This window comes from Streptomyces populi, from assembly GCF_002911015.1.
Taxonomy (GTDB): domain Bacteria; phylum Actinomycetota; class Actinomycetes; order Streptomycetales; family Streptomycetaceae; genus Streptomyces; species Streptomyces populi.
The window spans coordinates 1-15363 of sequence record NZ_KZ626854.1 but is presented as its reverse complement, the minus strand read 5'-3'; the positions used below and the strand labels follow the sequence as shown (position 1 = coordinate 15363).

Annotated in this window: 19 protein-coding genes and 2 tRNA genes; 3 read left to right on the top strand and 18 right to left on the bottom strand. The window is 69.2% G+C overall.

Going from position 1 to position 15363, the window contains the following annotated elements:
* Positions 1 to 58 precede the first annotated feature (58 nt).
* The 6 genes from CW362_RS10635 to CW362_RS10610 form a co-directional block, all read right to left on the bottom strand.
* The gene (locus tag CW362_RS10635; RefSeq protein ID WP_206300927.1) at positions 59 to 628 is read right to left on the bottom strand and encodes a TetR/AcrR family transcriptional regulator; all 570 of its coding nucleotides are present in this window, start codon (positions 626 to 628) and stop codon (positions 59 to 61) included.
* A 213-nt stretch (positions 629 to 841) separates the two neighbouring features.
* Complete coding sequence (locus CW362_RS10630; RefSeq protein ID WP_103549151.1) at positions 842 to 1270, bottom strand: MaoC family dehydratase; 429 nt, start codon at positions 1268 to 1270, stop codon at positions 842 to 844.
* A 1-nt stretch (position 1271) separates the two neighbouring features.
* Positions 1272 to 1724: a MaoC family dehydratase N-terminal domain-containing protein gene (locus CW362_RS10625; protein ID WP_103549150.1), complete on the bottom strand. Its 453-nt coding sequence runs from the start codon at positions 1722 to 1724 to the stop codon at positions 1272 to 1274.
* 271 nt (positions 1725 to 1995) lie between these two features.
* A complete protein-coding gene (gene rpmG / locus CW362_RS10620; RefSeq protein ID WP_003948671.1) occupies positions 1996 to 2160 on the bottom strand; it encodes a 50S ribosomal protein L33 in 165 nt (54 codons plus the stop codon).
* Between the two features lie 87 nt (positions 2161 to 2247).
* Positions 2248 to 2320: transfer RNA gene (locus tag CW362_RS10615), tRNA-Met, on the bottom strand.
* 46 nt (positions 2321 to 2366) lie between these two features.
* Positions 2367 to 2439, bottom strand: a tRNA-Thr gene (locus CW362_RS10610).
* 866 nt (positions 2440 to 3305) lie between these two features.
* Between CW362_RS10610 and CW362_RS10605 the strand changes: the two genes are divergently transcribed.
* Positions 3306 to 4571, top strand: a complete 1266-nt coding sequence (locus CW362_RS10605) for an amidohydrolase family protein (RefSeq protein WP_103549149.1) — start codon at positions 3306 to 3308, stop codon at positions 4569 to 4571.
* 166 nt (positions 4572 to 4737) lie between these two features.
* On the opposite strand, the gene CW362_RS10600 is transcribed toward CW362_RS10605, so the two are convergent.
* Entirely contained in the window at positions 4738 to 5829 is a 1092-nt protein-coding gene (locus CW362_RS10600; protein ID WP_240657742.1) for a hypothetical protein, read from the bottom strand.
* Between the two features lie 118 nt (positions 5830 to 5947).
* Between CW362_RS10600 and CW362_RS10595 the strand changes: the two genes are divergently transcribed.
* A complete protein-coding gene (locus tag CW362_RS10595; RefSeq protein ID WP_103549147.1) occupies positions 5948 to 6604 on the top strand; it encodes an SDR family oxidoreductase in 657 nt (218 codons plus the stop codon).
* Positions 6605 to 6664: 60 nt separating this feature from the next.
* Here the strand turns inward: CW362_RS10595 and CW362_RS10590 are convergent, their stop codons facing one another.
* The 10 genes from CW362_RS10590 to CW362_RS10545 all read right to left on the bottom strand — a co-directional run bounded on the left by CW362_RS10590 (position 6665) and on the right by CW362_RS10545 (position 13279).
* Positions 6665 to 6889, bottom strand: coding sequence for a hypothetical protein (locus CW362_RS10590; protein WP_103549146.1), 225 nt, complete (start codon positions 6887 to 6889; stop codon positions 6665 to 6667).
* Between the two features lie 517 nt (positions 6890 to 7406).
* On the bottom strand, positions 7407 to 7673 hold the full coding sequence (locus tag CW362_RS10585) for a hypothetical protein (protein ID WP_240657741.1): 267 nt from the start codon (positions 7671 to 7673) through the stop codon (positions 7407 to 7409).
* A gap of 289 nt (positions 7674 to 7962) precedes the next feature.
* Positions 7963 to 8790: a hypothetical protein gene (locus tag CW362_RS10580; protein WP_103549144.1), complete on the bottom strand. Its 828-nt coding sequence runs from the start codon at positions 8788 to 8790 to the stop codon at positions 7963 to 7965.
* Positions 8791 to 9325: 535 nt separating this feature from the next.
* The gene (locus tag CW362_RS10575; RefSeq protein WP_103549143.1) at positions 9326 to 10540 is read right to left on the bottom strand and encodes a tyrosine-type recombinase/integrase; all 1215 of its coding nucleotides are present in this window, start codon (positions 10538 to 10540) and stop codon (positions 9326 to 9328) included.
* Entirely contained in the window at positions 10540 to 10740 is a 201-nt protein-coding gene (locus CW362_RS10570; protein WP_103549142.1) for an excisionase family DNA-binding protein, read from the bottom strand. Before CW362_RS10570 ends, CW362_RS10575 begins: the two co-directional genes overlap by 1 nt.
* 2 nt (positions 10741 to 10742) lie before the next feature.
* Positions 10743 to 12137, bottom strand: a complete 1395-nt coding sequence (repSA, locus tag CW362_RS10565) for a replication initiator protein RepSA (RefSeq protein WP_103549221.1) — start codon at positions 12135 to 12137, stop codon at positions 10743 to 10745.
* A gap of 26 nt (positions 12138 to 12163) precedes the next feature.
* Positions 12164 to 12412 (bottom strand): hypothetical protein, encoded by a 249-nt coding sequence (locus tag CW362_RS10560; protein ID WP_103549141.1) that lies wholly within the window; start codon positions 12410 to 12412, stop codon positions 12164 to 12166.
* On the bottom strand, positions 12412 to 12741 hold the full coding sequence (locus CW362_RS10555) for a hypothetical protein (RefSeq protein WP_103549140.1): 330 nt from the start codon (positions 12739 to 12741) through the stop codon (positions 12412 to 12414). The genes CW362_RS10560 and CW362_RS10555 overlap by 1 nt, the downstream gene beginning before the upstream one ends.
* On the bottom strand, positions 12738 to 12938 hold the full coding sequence (locus tag CW362_RS10550) for a hypothetical protein (RefSeq protein WP_162684039.1): 201 nt from the start codon (positions 12936 to 12938) through the stop codon (positions 12738 to 12740). The genes CW362_RS10555 and CW362_RS10550 overlap by 4 nt, the downstream gene beginning before the upstream one ends.
* Entirely contained in the window at positions 12935 to 13279 is a 345-nt protein-coding gene (locus CW362_RS10545) for a hypothetical protein (protein ID WP_162684038.1), read from the bottom strand. Before CW362_RS10545 ends, CW362_RS10550 begins: the two co-directional genes overlap by 4 nt.
* A 177-nt stretch (positions 13280 to 13456) precedes the next feature.
* Here CW362_RS10545 and CW362_RS10540 point away from each other — a divergent pair, with 177 nt between their 5' ends.
* A complete protein-coding gene (locus tag CW362_RS10540; protein ID WP_103549137.1) occupies positions 13457 to 13816 on the top strand; it encodes a GntR family transcriptional regulator in 360 nt (119 codons plus the stop codon).
* A 120-nt stretch (positions 13817 to 13936) separates the two neighbouring features.
* Here the strand turns inward: CW362_RS10540 and CW362_RS10535 are convergent, their stop codons facing one another.
* Positions 13937 to 15154, bottom strand: a complete 1218-nt coding sequence (locus CW362_RS10535) for a helix-turn-helix domain-containing protein (RefSeq protein ID WP_103549136.1) — start codon at positions 15152 to 15154, stop codon at positions 13937 to 13939.
* Positions 15155 to 15363: the final 209 nt, after the last annotated feature.

The following is a 15363-nucleotide window of genomic DNA, read 5'->3' as shown; positions in this document are numbered from 1 at the left end:
ATTGATGACTAACTTTTGTGGACATGAAAAGGCGCGGAACTCCGCCTTTCCTCTCGCGCTACTTCTCCAGCCGGCCCGTGATCCGCGCCGACGGGTAGAGCCCTTCCCAGACCCGGTGCTCGGGCGGGAACCCCATCGCCACCAGGCAGTTGATGAGCATTCCGTACGCCATGAAGGTCGACGTCTCGTCGGCGTCGGCCCCGAGCGGCACATGGACGGCGTCCCAGAGTCGCATCCAGCCGGCCCGGACCGTCTCGCCGAACTCGTGATCGCCCTCCTCCTCGGCCGCCGCGACCGCGACGTACGTCTGCATCTGCATGAGCAGCCGCTCCGGGTGCTCCGAGATGACCTTGACGTAGGCGTTGGCCATGGCATGCAGGGCTTCCTCGCCCTCCAGCCCTTCGGCGGCCCCCACCATGGTCTGCCGGGCGAGCTCCATGCAGCGCTCGGCAGCGGCCAGGAAGATCGCCTTCTTGCCCGGGAAGAGCCTGAAGAGGTACGGCTGGGAGACTCCCACGCGCCGGGCGATCGCCTCGGTGGACGTGCCGTGGTAGCCGCCGCGGGCGAACTCGCTCATCGCCGCGCGGATGACGCTCTCGCGCCTCTCCTCCGCACTCATCCTGACCATGCGACAAAGTTAGTACTCAATCACTAACTAAGTCAAGGGCGAGTGGGACCGGAAACGCGTAAGGGGCGCCCGTCACGGACGGGCGCCCCTTACCGGACGGCCGAAGCATCGCTGCCCGGCAACCGAAACATCACTGTCCGGCGGCCGAAGCATCGCCGCCCGGCAGCCGAAGCGCGGACGCCCGGTGGCCCCGGACGCCTCCGGACTCCGAGGTCAGGCCAGTCGTACGACCGCTCGCGACATGCCCAGCACCTTCTGTCCGGCGCTGGTCGCCGTGAGGTCCACGCGGACGGTGTTGTCGTCGAGCTTGGCGGCCACCTTGCCGCTGACCTCGACGGTGGCACCCTTGTCGTCGTTCGGGACGACGACGGGCTTGGTGAAGCGGACGCCGTACTCGACGACGGCACCCGGGTCGCCCGCCCAGTCGGTCACCACACGGATCGCCTCGGCCATGGTGAACATGCCGTGCGCGATGACGTCGGGAAGGCCCACCTCGACCGCGAACTTCTCGTTCCAGTGGATCGGGTTGAAGTCCCCGGAGGCTCCCGCGTACTGCACGAGCGTGGCACGCGTCACGGAGAACGTCTGGGCCGGCAGCTCGGTGCCGACCTCGACGTCCGCGTAAGAGATCTTCGCCGCCATGTCAGCCCACCTCCGCCGCGCGGGCCACGAGCTTCGTGACAGCCGTCACGACGTGCTCACCCGCCTCGTCGTGGACCTCGCCACGGACGTCCAGGATGTCGTTGCCCGCGAGGGACTTGATCGACTCGATGGTCGAGGTGACCGTGAGCCGGTCGCCCGCGCGCACCGGGCGGGTGTACGCGAACTTCTGGTCGCCGTGCACCACGCGGCTGTAGTCGAGGCCCAGTTGCGGGTCCTGGACGACCTGGCCCGCGGCCTTGAACGTGATGGCGAACACAAAGGTGGGCGGGGCGATCACATCGGGGTGACCGAGAGCACGTGCGGCCTCGGGGTCCGTGTACACAGGGTTGCTGTCCCCCACGGCCTCCGCGAACTCGCGGATCTTCTCCCGACCGACCTCGTAGGGGTCGGTGGGCGGGTAGGACCGCCCCACGAAGGACTGGTCGAGCGCCATGGGCTCGGCACCTCCTGGTTGTCTTCGCTGCGCTGATTGTCTTCGCTGCGCCTGGCGTCCTCACGACGCCGAGTGTCTTCACCGTCCCGGCCGCCTTCATCACGACGGTCGTCACGGCTGCCGCAGCGGGCCCGGCCGTTCTGGCCGGACGGCCCATCTTCGCTCGAAAGACACCAGTTCGCCTACGACGCCGGATACGCGCCGGGCACCGGTTCCACAACGACGCGAGGCCGCCCCCCGTGAGGGGGACGGCCTCGTGTACGAGCCTGAATTATCGCGTTTCGCGGTGCGCGGTGTGCGCGTTGCAACGCGGGCAGTGCTTCTTCATCTCCAGTCGGTCCGGGTTGTTACGCCGGTTCTTCTTGGTGATGTAGTTCCGCTCCTTGCACTCCACGCAGGCCAGCGTGATCTTCGGGCGGACGTCGGTGGCAGCCACAGGAGTGCTCCTTGACGAACGGATGGGACATTAACGCATAGAAGAGTAGCCGATCGAAGGACCGACCCCACAATCGGCTACTGTCTGTAGCGGTGACCGGACTTGAACCGGTGACACAGCGATTATGAGCCGCTTGCTCTACCGACTGAGCTACACCGCTGAGATGCGATCGGGCCCCGTCTTGCGACGGGAACCTTTCACACCAGAGCCCCAATACGGAATCGAACCGTAGACCTTCTCCTTACCATGGAGACGCTCTGCCGACTGAGCTATTGGGGCGAGCGATGAAGACATTACACGGTCCGCCGCCGATCGCCCAAATCCGTTTCGCGGCCCCCGCCCCGGCCGGATCTCCGACGTTTCCCCGGGTGTTCCCGGAAGCCTTCGCCCGCCCCTCGGGGATCCTGGAGCACACGGGATGACGGCTCTCCGGCCGACCGCGGCGCGGTCGTGGCCTGCTCGGGGCGGCCGGGCGCGGTCACGGACGGCTCGGAGGCGGCCGGGCGCGGTCATGGCCTGCGGGGAGGGGCTGCCGGGCTCCGTCGCTCCCTGAGCCGGGGCCACCCGGTCGCAGAAGCGGCCGGGGCGGGACGCGGCCGGGGCGGGAGAGGCCGGAGACGAGTACGCGAGCGGGGCGGGCCGGAGACGGGCAGGTGGGCGCCGGCCGGTCCTGGGTGGTCGGTCCTGGACGGTCGGCCCCGGGCGGTGGTCCTGGACGGTCGGCCCTGGGCGATGGTCCGGACAGCCGGTCTCCTGGACGGTCGGCCCGAGGCTGGTCCTGGACGGTCGCACCGGCCGCGCCATGGCAGGCCCTGAACCGGTCACGCGGTCGCCGACCACGAACCGTCCGTGAGCCGGGCACGAGCCGTCCGTGAGCAGGCGTGAGCCGTCATGAGCCGGTCGTGAGCCGGTCGTGAGTCGGCCACGAGGTTTCCGCCCGAACCGGTCGCGAGACGGCCGCCCCCCGGGTCGGTCTCGAAGGCGGCCGTCCTCTGGCCGGTCGACGGGCCACGCCGGTACGACTATTGCGCTCCTCCCTGACGTCGACGGGTCTCCGCCCTAGGCTCGACTCACGCTGCGTGATCTTGTGTCCCCACGCTCCGCAGTCGTCCCTCCCGCAGCCGCCCCCGAGCCACAGGAGTGCGATGCCCGACAGCCAGCAGCAGCCGCCCCATTCCGCCTCGGGTCATTCCGCCCCGGGACAGACCGACACGGCCGCTCTCCTGCTGTGCGGGGCGCGCCTCACCGACGGCCGGACCGTGGACGTGCGGCTGGGCGGCGGCCGTATCGAGGCGGTCGGCACCGCGGGAAGCCTGGCGGCGGGTGCCTCGGGGGCTCGCGCCGCGAAGGTGGACCTCGACGGCTACCTCCTCCTGCCGGCCCCGGCCGAGGTCCACGCACACGGCGACACGGCCCTGACGGCCGACGGCCACGGACCTCTCGCGTACGACGACCGGGCGGTCCAGCGCCGGGCCACAGAGGCGGCACTGCTCCAACTCGGTCACGGCGCCACGGCTTTGCGGTCCCATGTGCGCGTCGGTGACGTGCAGGGACTGGACTCGCTGACCGCGGTGCTCGAGGCGCGGCGGTCCCTGCGGGGGCTCGCCGAACTGGCGACGGTGGCGATGCCCCGGGTGCTGACCGGCGCGGCCGGTGCCGACGGGCTCGCGATGCTGCGGGACGCCCTGAAGATGGGCGCTTCCGTGGTGGGCGGCTGCCCGGACGCGGACCCCGATCCGACCGGGTACGTCGAGGCCGTCCTGGAACTCGCCTCCGAACACGGCTGTCCGGTCGATCTGCACACGGACGCCGCCGATCCCGCCCGGCTCGCCCGGCTCGCCGCCATGGCGGGCGGGCTGCGGCCGGGGGTGATCCTCGGCCCGTGCGGCGGCCTCGGACGGCTGCCCTCCGAGGTGGCCTCCCGCACCGCGGACCGGCTCGCCGCGGCCGGGGTGACGGTGGTGTGCCTTCCGCAGGGCGGCTGTGGTTCGGCCGACCGGCGCGGCACCGCTCCCGTACGGCTGTTGCGGGCGGCCGGGGTACGGGTCACGGCGGGCAGCGGTGCCCTGCGCGACGTGTCCAACCCGGTGGGACGCGGGGACCCCTTGGAGGCCGCCTACCTGCTGGCCTCCCGGTGCGGACTGCGCCCCGAGGACGCGTACGACATGGTGAGCCGCACCGCCAGAGCCGCCCTCGGGCTGCCCGAGGTGCGCGTGGAGGCGGGATTCCCGGCCGAGTTGCTCGCCGTACGCGGGGACCGGCTCTCGGGGGTCCTGTCCCTCGCGTACAGCCGGGTCGTGATCCACCGCGGGCGCGTGGTGGCGCGGACCAGCGCGGTGCGGGAGTACTGCGACTCGGCGGCCGAGTCCGGGCTGGAACTGCCCCGGCAGGGACGGGAAGAGCCGTCCTAGCCGGGGCGGACACCCGGCGGCCACGCGCGCGTGAGGCGAAAGCGTTCCACGCGCGCGTGAAGGCGACCGGGGCAGCCCAGCGCGCCGCGTCGTCCCGCGGGCGGCTGCCGAGATCGACGTCCGCGGTCGACGTCGGCGGTCGACGTCGGCGGTCGACGTCGGCGGTCTAGAACCCGCTGCCCATGAACGCACGACTCAGCGGGCTGCCCCCGGGAACCTCGTCCACGGGGAACTCGGTGGCTCCGGACGGCGCGCTGACGTCACCCGCCTCGGAGAACTTCAGGACGAGGGGCAGCTTGACCTTCTGCGGGCCGTCGGAGAGGACGGCCAGGTCCGTCCTGATCTGCCGGAGGTCGCCGTTCTTCAGGGTGAAGTCCACGGCGACCTTCTTGTCCGGCGCGTCCTTGAGTTCCTTGGCGGTGGGGAACTCCGCGCCCGCCGGGAGGTCCTCCTGCAGCGGACGGAGCTTGTCGAAGACACCGGTGAGCAGGTCACGGAAGTTGCCCGTGGCGATGACGTGCTCGACCCCGTCGGAGCCGCCCTTGGTCCGGAACTTGACCTCACGGCCGATGACGGTCCGTACGGCGTCGAGAGCCTTCTTCTGGGTCTTCGCGTCGACGTCCCCGGAACCGGCGGCCCCCTTCGAAGCGCCCCCGGCGGACTTCCGCTCCAACTCCTTGGCGTTGACCTTCACCCAGTCGCCTTCGAGGATCTTCTTGAACTGCTTCTGGCCCGGGGGGAGATCGTCGGCCGACGGCATGGGGACGCCCATCGCCTCACCGATGGCCTTCATGTCGCTGCGGTAGTACATGAAATCGCCGACGACCCGGTACTCGGCCAGGACGCTGCCGGTCCCCTTGATCTTGACGCTCGTCCCGATGAGGTCCTTCTGGCCGGAATCCGCCAGCTTCTTCCTCGACTTGACGGAGACGTCGACACTCAGCGTGCTGAGGAACTTCGCGGCCTCCGGCGGCAGCGGTTCGCTGGAATCGTCCTCGCTCGCAAGGGCTTTGATCGCGTCCGCGTCGGCGTCCAGGTCCAACTGGAAAGCGAGCGACTTCTGTTCGCCGAGGCGGTCCACGGCGTGGTCCACCTTCTGCCCGGCCGTGAGGTTCTGGACCGTGCCGCAGGCGGCCGCCGCGGTGAGGAGGACAGCGGTGCAGCCGACCGCGGTGGCTGTCTTGCGTATGGCAGTGATGGTGATCTCCTCCACGACGCCGTACGGACCCGCACGGCGTTCCCTCGTTCGCGTGTTCACTCGTTCCGGCAAGTTCTCCCGGCGATCACCCACGCGTTCACAGTGATCACCCATGTGACTCACGAGTCACCCACAAGGTTGCGCGCGAACGCGGTCGTCCGGGCGTACGGTCGGAGACATGCGCATTGTCATCGCTGGTGGTCATGGTCAGATCGCGCTGCGGCTGGAGCGGCTGCTCTCCGCGCGCGGGGACGAGGTCGCGGGGATCATCCGCCGTGCCGAACAGGGGGACGATCTGCGGGCGGCCGGTGCCGAGCCGGTCCTGTGCGATCTGGAGTCGGCGTCGGTGGAGGAGGTGGCCGCGCATCTGCAGGGCGCGGACGCGGCCGTCTTCGCGGCGGGCGCGGGGCCGGGCAGCGGTGCGGACCGCAAGCAGACGGTGGACAAGGGTGCCGCGATCCTGTTCGCGGACGCCGCCGAGCGTGCCGGCGTACGCCGGCACGTGGTCGTCTCCTCGATGGGCGCGGACCCGGCCCACCCGGGCGACGACATCTTCGACGCGTACCTGCGCGCCAAGGGCGAGGCCGACGAGTACGTGCGCGGTCGCACGAACCTGGACTGGACGATCCTGCGCCCCGGCAGCCTGATCGACGACGCCGGGACCGGCCTCGTACGCCTGGAGGCCTCGACCGGCCGCGGCATGATCCCCCGTGACGACGTCGCCGCGATCCTCGCGGAACTGGTCGACACTCCGGCGACGACCGGTCTGACCCTGGAAGCCATCAGCGGCTCGACACCGATCTCGGTCGCGGTGAAGTCGGTGGCGGGCAACTAGCCGGTTCGCTCTTGGCCGATCCGTCCCTGGACGATCCCTCCCTGGCCCGGTTCAGAAGAGTCAGAAGAGCGGGAGCTGACCGGGGAACTCGGGGACGGTGTACCCGTCCAGCGTGGGCTGCGCCGCCCCGATGAACGCCTCCCGGCGCGAACCGGAACACGAGACCAGTTCCCCGCTCCCCCGCGCGCTCCCTCGCGCGCCGGGGGGATCGTGCCGGGCGAACCGCCCCGCGACGACGGCGATCTCCCGACGGCACTCGGGACAGTTCCTGCGACGCGATGACATGGGATCAGTGTGCCCCGCGGGCCCGGGATCCTGTCCCCCGCGTGTCGCCGCCTGTCGCTGTCTGCCGCCACCCGGCGCCCTCGGCGGCCCGGCCGATGGCCCGCGTCGGCCGGAAGGCTCCGCCCTTCACGGGATTTCCGGACGGGCGCCGACGGACGGGCCGACGGCGAGAAGCGATTCACCGCATTGATCCGGCCACCACCGGGTGAGGCGTTTCCCGCCCGGTGAATTCGCCGCACGAAAACAGAGCGGAACGGAATGGAACGACGCGCGGCCGCCCCGGAATCCGGGGCGGCCGCGCGAGAGATACCGGCTCAGGGCGGTCACTGAACACCGGCCGGAACAAGCACCGGCCCTGCCGTGGCCGACGGAATCGGAAAGCGCATGCCGCCCTGGACCGCTCACCCTCCGGGCCGGTGTCACGCCGGTCGGCCGGGCCGATCGCCGACACCGCCATCGGCACCGAGACCGGGACCGGGACCGGGACCGAAGTCAGCCCCGCCGCGAATCCCTTCCCTCAGACAGGCAGTTCATCCACGTAGCGCTTCGCCGTCACGAGCGAGACGCAGGGGTGCTCCTCACGAACCGCCTTGATGGCGGCGACGTCACCGCTCTGCCTGCGGACCCCCTGGATGCGTTCCGTGTCGACCTGGCCGCGGAACCCTTCGAAGGATCCGTACCTGTCCCGGAATTCTCTCTTCCGCTTCTTCGTGGCCCTGTCACCGGCCACGCAGGCCGCGATCGCTATTCCGACCGCGATGAAACCCGCCATTCCCCCGAACATGACCCTCCTTCGGTACCCGCACGGACGACGTCGTGCGTGATTCCCAATTTACCCGTTCACGGACGAGGGCATTCGGAGGCCTTGATCACGGACGAAAACCAGCCGACATCTTCCAATCCGGAACCAGCGATTTTCGGCCTGGAATTTCCGGCCGCCGGCTCGGCCTCGGCGGGCGGCCCACCGACCGCCGCCGAGCTGGCCGTCGTGGCGGAACACGGGCCGCGCGGCCCGGCGGGGGCACGCCGGCCAGGGCCGGGGGTGGCGAGATCCCGGCCCTGCGCCCGAGGCGTCAGCGCACGTCGACGTAGTCGGCCGCGCTGGTGGCGGCGCCGGTCGTCGAGTTGCCGTAGTACACCCAGCGGTAGGAGCCGTCGACCGTGGCGGTGACCGTGGCCTTCAGGCTCCCGGTGCCGCTGGTGGTGGCCTTCTTGACCGTCTTGAAGGTGTCGGCACCCTTGGCCCGGAACTGGAGGCTGACCGTACGGCCGCTGTAGGCGTCGTACTTCTTCGTGCTCCAGTTCGCCCGGGTCACCTTGCCCGTGACAGTGATCGTCCTGCCCTTGGTGACCGGCTCCGGCGAGGCGTCGGTGGTCGCCTTGGCCGCGCGCTTGAGCTGGGCGGTCGTGGACCGCGTCTCCCGTTCCCCGGTCTTGAGGCCGCCGTCGGCCTTCCACAGCCGCAGCGAGACGCCGACCTTCCAGGTCGTGGCGTCGCTGTTGGAGTCGACGTGCTCCTGGCTCGGGTGCGGGTCGATGTAGAGGTTGCCCTCGCAGCGGGCGTGCCTGGAGTCGATCTCGTAGCAGGTGTAGCTGCCCGGCTGGATGAAGTTCTCCCCGGTGTCGGCCGCCGTATCGATGCCGCCGCGGTAGAGGAAGGGGTACGCGTCGTAGCGCGAGGGGTCGGCGGTGCTGTACCCGGAAGGCAGCGCGATATTGAAACTGATGGGCGGCTCCACTTCCTTCGACGTGCCGACGACGATCGGCTTGCCGTGGTTGATGACGATGCTCGACACGGTGATACCGGTGTCCGCCGCCCGGGCCACCGGCACGTTCAGCACCGAGAACCCCAACGCTCCCACGAACGTGGCCACCGCGACGGTTCGTCTGCCTGTCTTCATTCACACCTCTTCAGGAGCATGCCGTTGCAAGAGGCGGCAGCCTATCCGTCGCGTTCATGCCCCACTCCGTCCACCCGGCCCGGCTCCGGCGCACGACCACGGCGACCGCCACGCGAGCCGGCCACGGGAAGGTGCGGGCGAAGGATCGAAGGAACCCGCGGAGCGAGGCGGAGACGGCCTCACCGCTGACCCACCACCCCCGCGGCCCCCGGCACGCCCGAGTGCCGTTCCGGCTCGCCCCAGGGACGGAACGATCCGGAGTGATCACGCTCTCCCCGGGGGACGCCGGGGGGCGCACGCCGGTCAACGGCGGGGTATTACGAGACACGGCGAGGCACGGCGGTACGAGGCGAGACACGCCCGCACCCCGCCCATAACGCCCCAAACAGGAAGAAACCCCCTCCGATCTACGTTTCCGCAGATCGGAGGGGGTTTACCTTCATGTGGCGGCGCCAGGATTCGAACCTGGGAAGGCGAAGCCGGCAGATTTACAGACTCCGGCGAACGATCAGGTTCAGCGGACCGTCTGTGCAGGTCATCCGCCGTGATCGTCAGACTCGGAAGCGGCGCCCGTCTCTTCGTGCAACGTCCGTGCCACGTCGCCCTTCCCCCGCTTGGCCTTCCTGGCACGAGCACGCTTGGCCCGCTCGTGGTCGGCGTTGAGTCCCTTTGCGATCTCCGCGTCCTGACCATCACGCGACCGCGCGTAGTGCCGCGTGGTGACGCTCGCGTTGGCGTGGCCCAACCTCTTGGCCGCAGCCATGACGCCGTGCCGGTCGGCCACCTGGGAAGCGTGCGTCGCTCGGAGGTCCTGCGGGGTGACGTCTTCGAGGCCGGCGCGACTCACGGCCTTGTCGAAGTGCGTCCGGCGCCATGAGTTGTACCGAAGCGGGCGGCCGGTGCGACCGAGAAACAGTAGCGCTTCCGGATCGTCCGCCACGTGCGACGTGAGGTGTTCCCGGAGCTCCCCGACGAGGTACGCGGGCAGCGTCAACGGCCGCTTCTGGTGCGACTTTGGGGTGTCGAAGAACAGTTGCCCGGCAACCTCCGCCAACGCCTCATCCACCCAGATCAAACCGTTGACCAGGTCCACGTCCTTCCGCCGCAGGGCGAACCCCTCACCGATCCGAAGCCCGGCGTACGCGAGGAGCTTGACCAGCAGGTCATGCGGCCGGTTGAGGTTCGAGATCAAGCGCTCGACTTCGCGCGTGCTCAGGATGTGCGGCTCGGTCTCGGGCAGACGCGGGAGCTTGATCCCCCGGCAGGGCGTGACCGCGATCAGGTCGTTGTCGACAGCCGACGCGAAGATCTGAGACAGCACCCGGTAGGCGGTTCGCGTACGCGAGGCACTCAACCCGGCTTTCTGAAGTCCGGCCAGCCACTCCTTGATGTGGATCGGACGCACCGCCGACAGCTCATAGCCACCGACCCGAGGATCAATCCACAGCCGGATCAGTCCGGCATAGAGCGTCACGGTCCGCCGCTTGAGGTGCGGGGAAGCCGAGTCGAACCACCGCTTGCCCCACTCTGCAACGGTGATCTTCCCTGCGCTCGGATCACGGAACGTGCCTTTGATGATCTCTGCCTCAGTGGTGGTGAGCCACAGATCAGCGTCCGTCTTCGTCCCGAAGGTGTGCGGCGCGGACCGCAGGAGACCGGTTGCCGGATCACGGTACCGAGCTTGCCAGCGACCGGACTTCAGTTGCCGAACCGCGCCGAAGCGCCGACGCCGACCACGGCTGTTGGGCATCAGGCCACCGCCCTCAGCCGACGGACCACACGATGCACCGTGTTCGCGGCGACATACTCGTCTAGAGCGCTCTGCGGGATACGAACGTGCCGACCAACCTTCACGAAGGTGATCCGGCGTTCCTCGATCAGGCGCCGGGGAAAGCGGACACCCGTCCCAAGCACTTCGGCGACCTCCTGAACGTCCAAGAGCCGATCCATGGTCACCACTCCCCCTCAGCCTCAATGGCCAGCACGTCGGCCAGCGCGTCGCGTGCGGTCTCTCGGTTCAGTTGGATCTCCTTTGCGATCGATGCGGCCAGCCAGGACTCTCCCGGCGTGTGGCCCTGTCCGGCATAAATCCAGTGGGCGAGCACGAGCGTGGAGCCCTCCGAGTCGTCGAGGTCTTCGGAGAGTCCGCGTTCGCGGCGTTCTTGCCGGGCTCGGTAGTCGGCGCGGACCTGGCGCAGTGCGCCGAGGGTGGTGGAGTAGCGGCGGGACTTGGTGGAGAAGTGACCGCGGAAGCCGAGCATGTGGGCCCAGCGCGCCAGCATCCGTTCCGGGTAGGCCCCGTCGAGGTCCCAGCAGGCTTCGATCAGGCGCCGGGTGTGCGCGGGCAGCGGCAGCTTGTCGAGCTCGGAGAGCTCCCCGATCCGTTGATCCACGGTGCCGGTGGTCTCGGCCGCCTTGGTGGCGTACTTGGCCACGTACGAGGCGACCGCCTGTTCGGTCAGCTCCTCGTGCCCCAGGGCGCCGATCGGCTGTACGTCGACCTGAGAGCCCCAGCGCAACGTGCGGGCCGGGAAGTCCCCGGAGGCGGCCACGGGCACGAAGACCCGCCCGGCAGCCGCCTTGATCGCATCGTCCAGGAGAGCGACCGTCGCCCAGGCCGGCGGAGTCGCGTCGGGCCCATCGGGACCGTCCAGGCGCACCACCGCGTGGAAGTGCACCGAGCCGCGCTTTTGGAACTCGGCGACCTTGCCGAAGGAGACCCGGCACACCTCCGTCATGGCCGTCTGAGACAGCCCGGCGCGGGCGGCGATCTCCCGGCGCAGGTAGATCGTGAAGCGGCGCCACAGGTCGCCTGCGAAGTTGTTGAACAGCACCGCCCCGGCGTAGTCGTAGCGGCCCGGATCGAGCGCCGTCCCCAACGCCGGATCACTCTCCGCGTGGGAGCTCCCGCAGCGGCAGCACCCGGCATCGGGCCGGTTGTGCACGGGCCCGAACGAGGGGGCGGTGAGCGTGGCGAAGACCCGGGGGTGATCCTGGACCACGGCCGGGACGCCCTTGTTCACGTCGCCCGTGATCCCGGCCCGGATCAGGTGGTAGGTGTCCCCCGCGTAGGTCCAGGCGCAGGCCGGGCAGCGCGAGGCCCGCCGGTTGCCGCAGGCGACCCGGAGCATGCCGCCGGGCTCGTTCTCGGTGCTGTAGGAGTACAGGACGTCGCCGGTCGCGCGGTCGCGGGTGACGGTCTGGCCCTGGAGCCGGATCGGGTGCGCGCAGCCGCCGGTGCGTTTGATCTGTTCTTGCCAACGGTCGAAGCCGGGCGCGTTGGCGACCCGCAGCAGATCCGCGAGGGTCAGTGGGCCGACCCCGACCGAGGCAGCCTGGGGGGCCACCTCAGCCGGGGATACGGGGAAGTCGGTCACGCGCTGCCCTTCCTGTGCTTGATGGGCGGGTCGGAGTGGTAGCGGGTGGTGCCCAGGTCGCGGCCGTCGTGCTCGTAGCGCGGGGCGTCGGGGTGGGAGTCGTTCCAGTCCTCCGCGCATACCTTGTGGACCGGTTCACCGGAGTGGGAGCGCATCGGAGTCGTCACCTGGCACTGCATGCAGGGGCGGGCGCCGTCCTGCGACTGATCGAAGTGGCGCCGGTCGCGCCAGTCGAGCAGGCCCATCACCGGCCCCCGTTCTGGCGCGGGGGCAGCGGCATGCCGTTGCGTTCCCAGGGACGGTCGGTCTTGTCCGGGCAGGCACGGCCGTGGTCGTTCCAGCCCTTGACGACCTCCTGCACTCCCCGCACGCCGGAGGCTTCAGCGGTCTTGCCGCAGTGGCAGGCGTAGGAGGCGCGAGGGGTGTCGCCGAGGGTCTGGGGGACGTTATTCGAGGTCTCCAGGTGGCTGGGCGAGGTCGGGTAGCCGGGTGCGCGTTCGTCGGCCGACGGGGCGTAGATCCGTAATCCAGGGGACTGCGGGGTCGGGTTCGCCTTGTCCTTCCTGCGGCTCATGCGGCCACCACCAGCGGAGCCGGGGCGGGGGCGTAGCCGAAGGTGTGGTCCTTCGGGCAGATCAGGTCACCGTCGTGAGTGAGGATGCGCAGGCCATCGGCGCGAACCCAGCGCCAGTGCGGGGCGTGCGCCTCGCAGCCGGGGCAGGTGGGCGAGACGACGTCGACCAGGTCGGGGCAGGACGCGAGCATGCTCATGCCGTCACCGCCAGACGCCGGGCCGGGAACCGGGTCACGAGGGTGGTCAAGCGGGCGATGTGGGCGGCGTGCCGCATCTTCGCGGCGTCGCTGATCTGATCGGGGCTGATGTCGCCGGGCCGGTACTCGTCGAGGCCGGAGCCGAGGCAGTGGCGGCAGAAGATCTCCAGCGGGTCGGAGTCCTCGCTCGCCCAGCCGGAGCCCCCGCACTTGAGGCAGTCGCCCCACGGACGAGACGTCAGGAAGTACAGGCACTGCGCCGGGTTGGCGCACTTCACGTCACCGCAGGCCGGGCAAGCTCGCTGACGTGAGACGTGCACGCGGAGAGGAGTGGACGGCATGATGGAAGCTCCCTTTGGTGGGAACCGGGGCGGCGAATCTGCTTGGCGGTAGGAGCGCCGCCCCGGCATCGTTGGCTACTCATCTAGCTTCTCTTGTGTTACCTAGATTAGTTGGTCCAAGTTGATGCGCAAGGCCCTGGGGCAGATTTCTTTAGGTCACTTAGGTAACCTGGGGAGGTGACGGTGAGCCAGGATGATCCGCGTAGCGCCTACGAGCAGGTAGCCGACGACCTCCGAAGGAGGATTGCCTCCGGAGCTCTCAAGGCCGGCCAGCGGCTCGACGGGAACGCCAAGATGGCTGAACGCTATGGCGTTGCGCCGATGACCATCCGCCACGCGCTCGACATCCTGCGACGCGAACAGCTCATCGTGAGCCAGCAAGGTCGCGGAACCTTCGTGGCCAGTGATCCAGTTTTCGCGGACTCGGCGGAAGAGGCCAGCACCATGGCCGATGAACTCGGCGAGATCAAGGCCGCCCTGGAGCTGATCAACTCGCGGCTTGACCGCCTTGAGACCCAGGTTCGCGAACGTCCTTGACCGAGGAAGACAGCCGCTCGACCCGCTGGGCGGCTTCGGCGAGCTTCTTCCGGATCTCGTGCAGCTCCACTAATAATCGCGCCCTGTCCGCGACCCTCACGGCGGCCTTCCCCCTGTCAGTCAGCCCAGTTTCATACTCGCGGCGAGACGCCTGATCTCCGCCGTGTGCGCGTGCTTGTCCGTCGACCTCAGATCGTCCACGAGGTTCCGGGCAATCGGCCTGTTGCGTACGTGCTGAGGGGCGATCGCGTCAGCCCGCAGGATCGCGTCAGCCGCCGGAGCCGACTTGCCGTTCATCATCTGGCCGACAGCAGTGCAGACCCAGAAGTGCGACTGCCGCTCCCCCGACGCGATACGCCCGACGTTGACCAGCTCGGCACGCGAGAGCACGTCGCGGGGGTGACCCAGTTCCAGGCTCACTTCCACCGAGTGGATCTCGGCATTGACCGCATTGAACTGAGTCTGGAACGCGTTTCCGTCCTCCGGTACGCCGGCGGCTGCCTGGCGAGCCTCAGCCAGATGGGACTCTGCCTCCGGGCGATCCCAGAGCCGGGACCACGCGACAGCGGCCCGAAGGTGCATCGCGCCCCATAGTGCGCGCAGCGTCTGATCGGCCGTACCCATGTGAGGTTCGAGGTCGTCGAGAGCCTGCCGGGCCATGTCGCGCGCCGCGCCCAGCTCTCCTTCATGCAGCCAGAGCCCGCACAGGTCCCACCGAGCCGCAGCCCGGAGGATCGGGGACTCTGCCCGCTCAGCCGCCACCAGCTCACGCTGAACGGCGCTCCATCCGAGGTCATGGTGCCCAAGGAGATTGGACGACACCCGCGCCATGTGGCTCGCCCGCAGCATGAGCGACTCGGCCCGCGGCACGTCTTCGCCCTCGGCCACATCGCACAGGACGACCAGATCACGAAGGATCTGAGGGAGAACATCACCCAGAGCGGCGAACTTCGCGTCCTGCCTCAGCCTCTCGGCCGCCTCTACCCGTGACGTGAGCTCGGGAAGAGCCGGGACGTCGGTCATGGCGATCAGCGCTGCGCCGCCAGGCATGGTCGCCTGTTGGAGTGCGAGACGAAGGCCGGGGATCGCAGCGTGCCCGGAGTCGAGTTCCGCAGTCTCGTGACGGTACGGCTGTCCGGTCAGCTCTACGACTTCAACACCGAGAACCTCAGCGATCTGGCCGAGGACGCTCATACGATCGAGCGGAAGGCGACCGGTTTCGATCTTCGAGACCCAGCTAACGGAGCGGTCGACAGATGCCGCCAACTGCGCTTGATCCCAGCCGAGTCGGCGCCGCGCCCGTGCTACGCGCTGCCCTGTGGTCAGTTCAGCCATCATGGGTTCCCTTCGACACTACGACGGTACCCACGCCGAACCGAGACGCTGTCAGTAAAAGTGACAGTGGACGCCCGAACAGCCCTCTGTCAGGTGTCTAGTCCCAGGTGATGTTTGACGTTCTGGTCCCAGGTGATGCTTGACAGTGGGCCTAGACAACATGGGAAGCCCCGTGGGGCTTGTTCGCTTTCACGTTACGGACCGGGACGTCG

What these genes read in the sequence shown, in the direction of transcription:
- CW362_RS10635 (WP_206300927.1), bottom strand. Translation starts at nt 628, where the DNA reads ATGGTCAGGATGAGTGCGGAGGAGAGGCGCGAGAGCGTCATCCGCGCG.
- CW362_RS10630 (WP_103549151.1), bottom strand. Translation starts at nt 1,270, where the DNA reads ATGGCGGCGAAGATCTCTTACGCGGACGTCGAGGTCGGCACCGAGCTG.
- CW362_RS10625 (WP_103549150.1), bottom strand. Translation starts at nt 1,724, where the DNA reads ATGGCGCTCGACCAGTCCTTCGTGGGGCGGTCCTACCCGCCCACCGAC.
- CW362_RS10605 (WP_103549149.1), top strand. Translation starts at nt 3,306, where the DNA reads ATGCCCGACAGCCAGCAGCAGCCGCCCCATTCCGCCTCGGGTCATTCC.
- CW362_RS10595 (WP_103549147.1), top strand. Translation starts at nt 5,948, where the DNA reads ATGCGCATTGTCATCGCTGGTGGTCATGGTCAGATCGCGCTGCGGCTG.
- CW362_RS10590 (WP_103549146.1), bottom strand. Translation starts at nt 6,889, where the DNA reads ATGTCATCGCGTCGCAGGAACTGTCCCGAGTGCCGTCGGGAGATCGCC.
- CW362_RS10585 (WP_240657741.1), bottom strand. Translation starts at nt 7,673, where the DNA reads ATGTTCGGGGGAATGGCGGGTTTCATCGCGGTCGGAATAGCGATCGCG.
- CW362_RS10580 (WP_103549144.1), bottom strand. Translation starts at nt 8,790, where the DNA reads ATGAAGACAGGCAGACGAACCGTCGCGGTGGCCACGTTCGTGGGAGCG.
- CW362_RS10575 (WP_103549143.1), bottom strand. Translation starts at nt 10,540, where the DNA reads ATGCCCAACAGCCGTGGTCGGCGTCGGCGCTTCGGCGCGGTTCGGCAA.
- CW362_RS10570 (WP_103549142.1), bottom strand. Translation starts at nt 10,740, where the DNA reads ATGGATCGGCTCTTGGACGTTCAGGAGGTCGCCGAAGTGCTTGGGACG.
- CW362_RS10560 (WP_103549141.1), bottom strand. Translation starts at nt 12,412, where the DNA reads ATGGGCCTGCTCGACTGGCGCGACCGGCGCCACTTCGATCAGTCGCAG.
- CW362_RS10555 (WP_103549140.1), bottom strand. Translation starts at nt 12,741, where the DNA reads ATGAGCCGCAGGAAGGACAAGGCGAACCCGACCCCGCAGTCCCCTGGA.
- CW362_RS10550 (WP_162684039.1), bottom strand. Translation starts at nt 12,938, where the DNA reads ATGAGCATGCTCGCGTCCTGCCCCGACCTGGTCGACGTCGTCTCGCCC.
- CW362_RS10545 (WP_162684038.1), bottom strand. Translation starts at nt 13,279, where the DNA reads ATGCCGTCCACTCCTCTCCGCGTGCACGTCTCACGTCAGCGAGCTTGC.
- CW362_RS10535 (WP_103549136.1), bottom strand. Translation starts at nt 15,154, where the DNA reads ATGATGGCTGAACTGACCACAGGGCAGCGCGTAGCACGGGCGCGGCGC.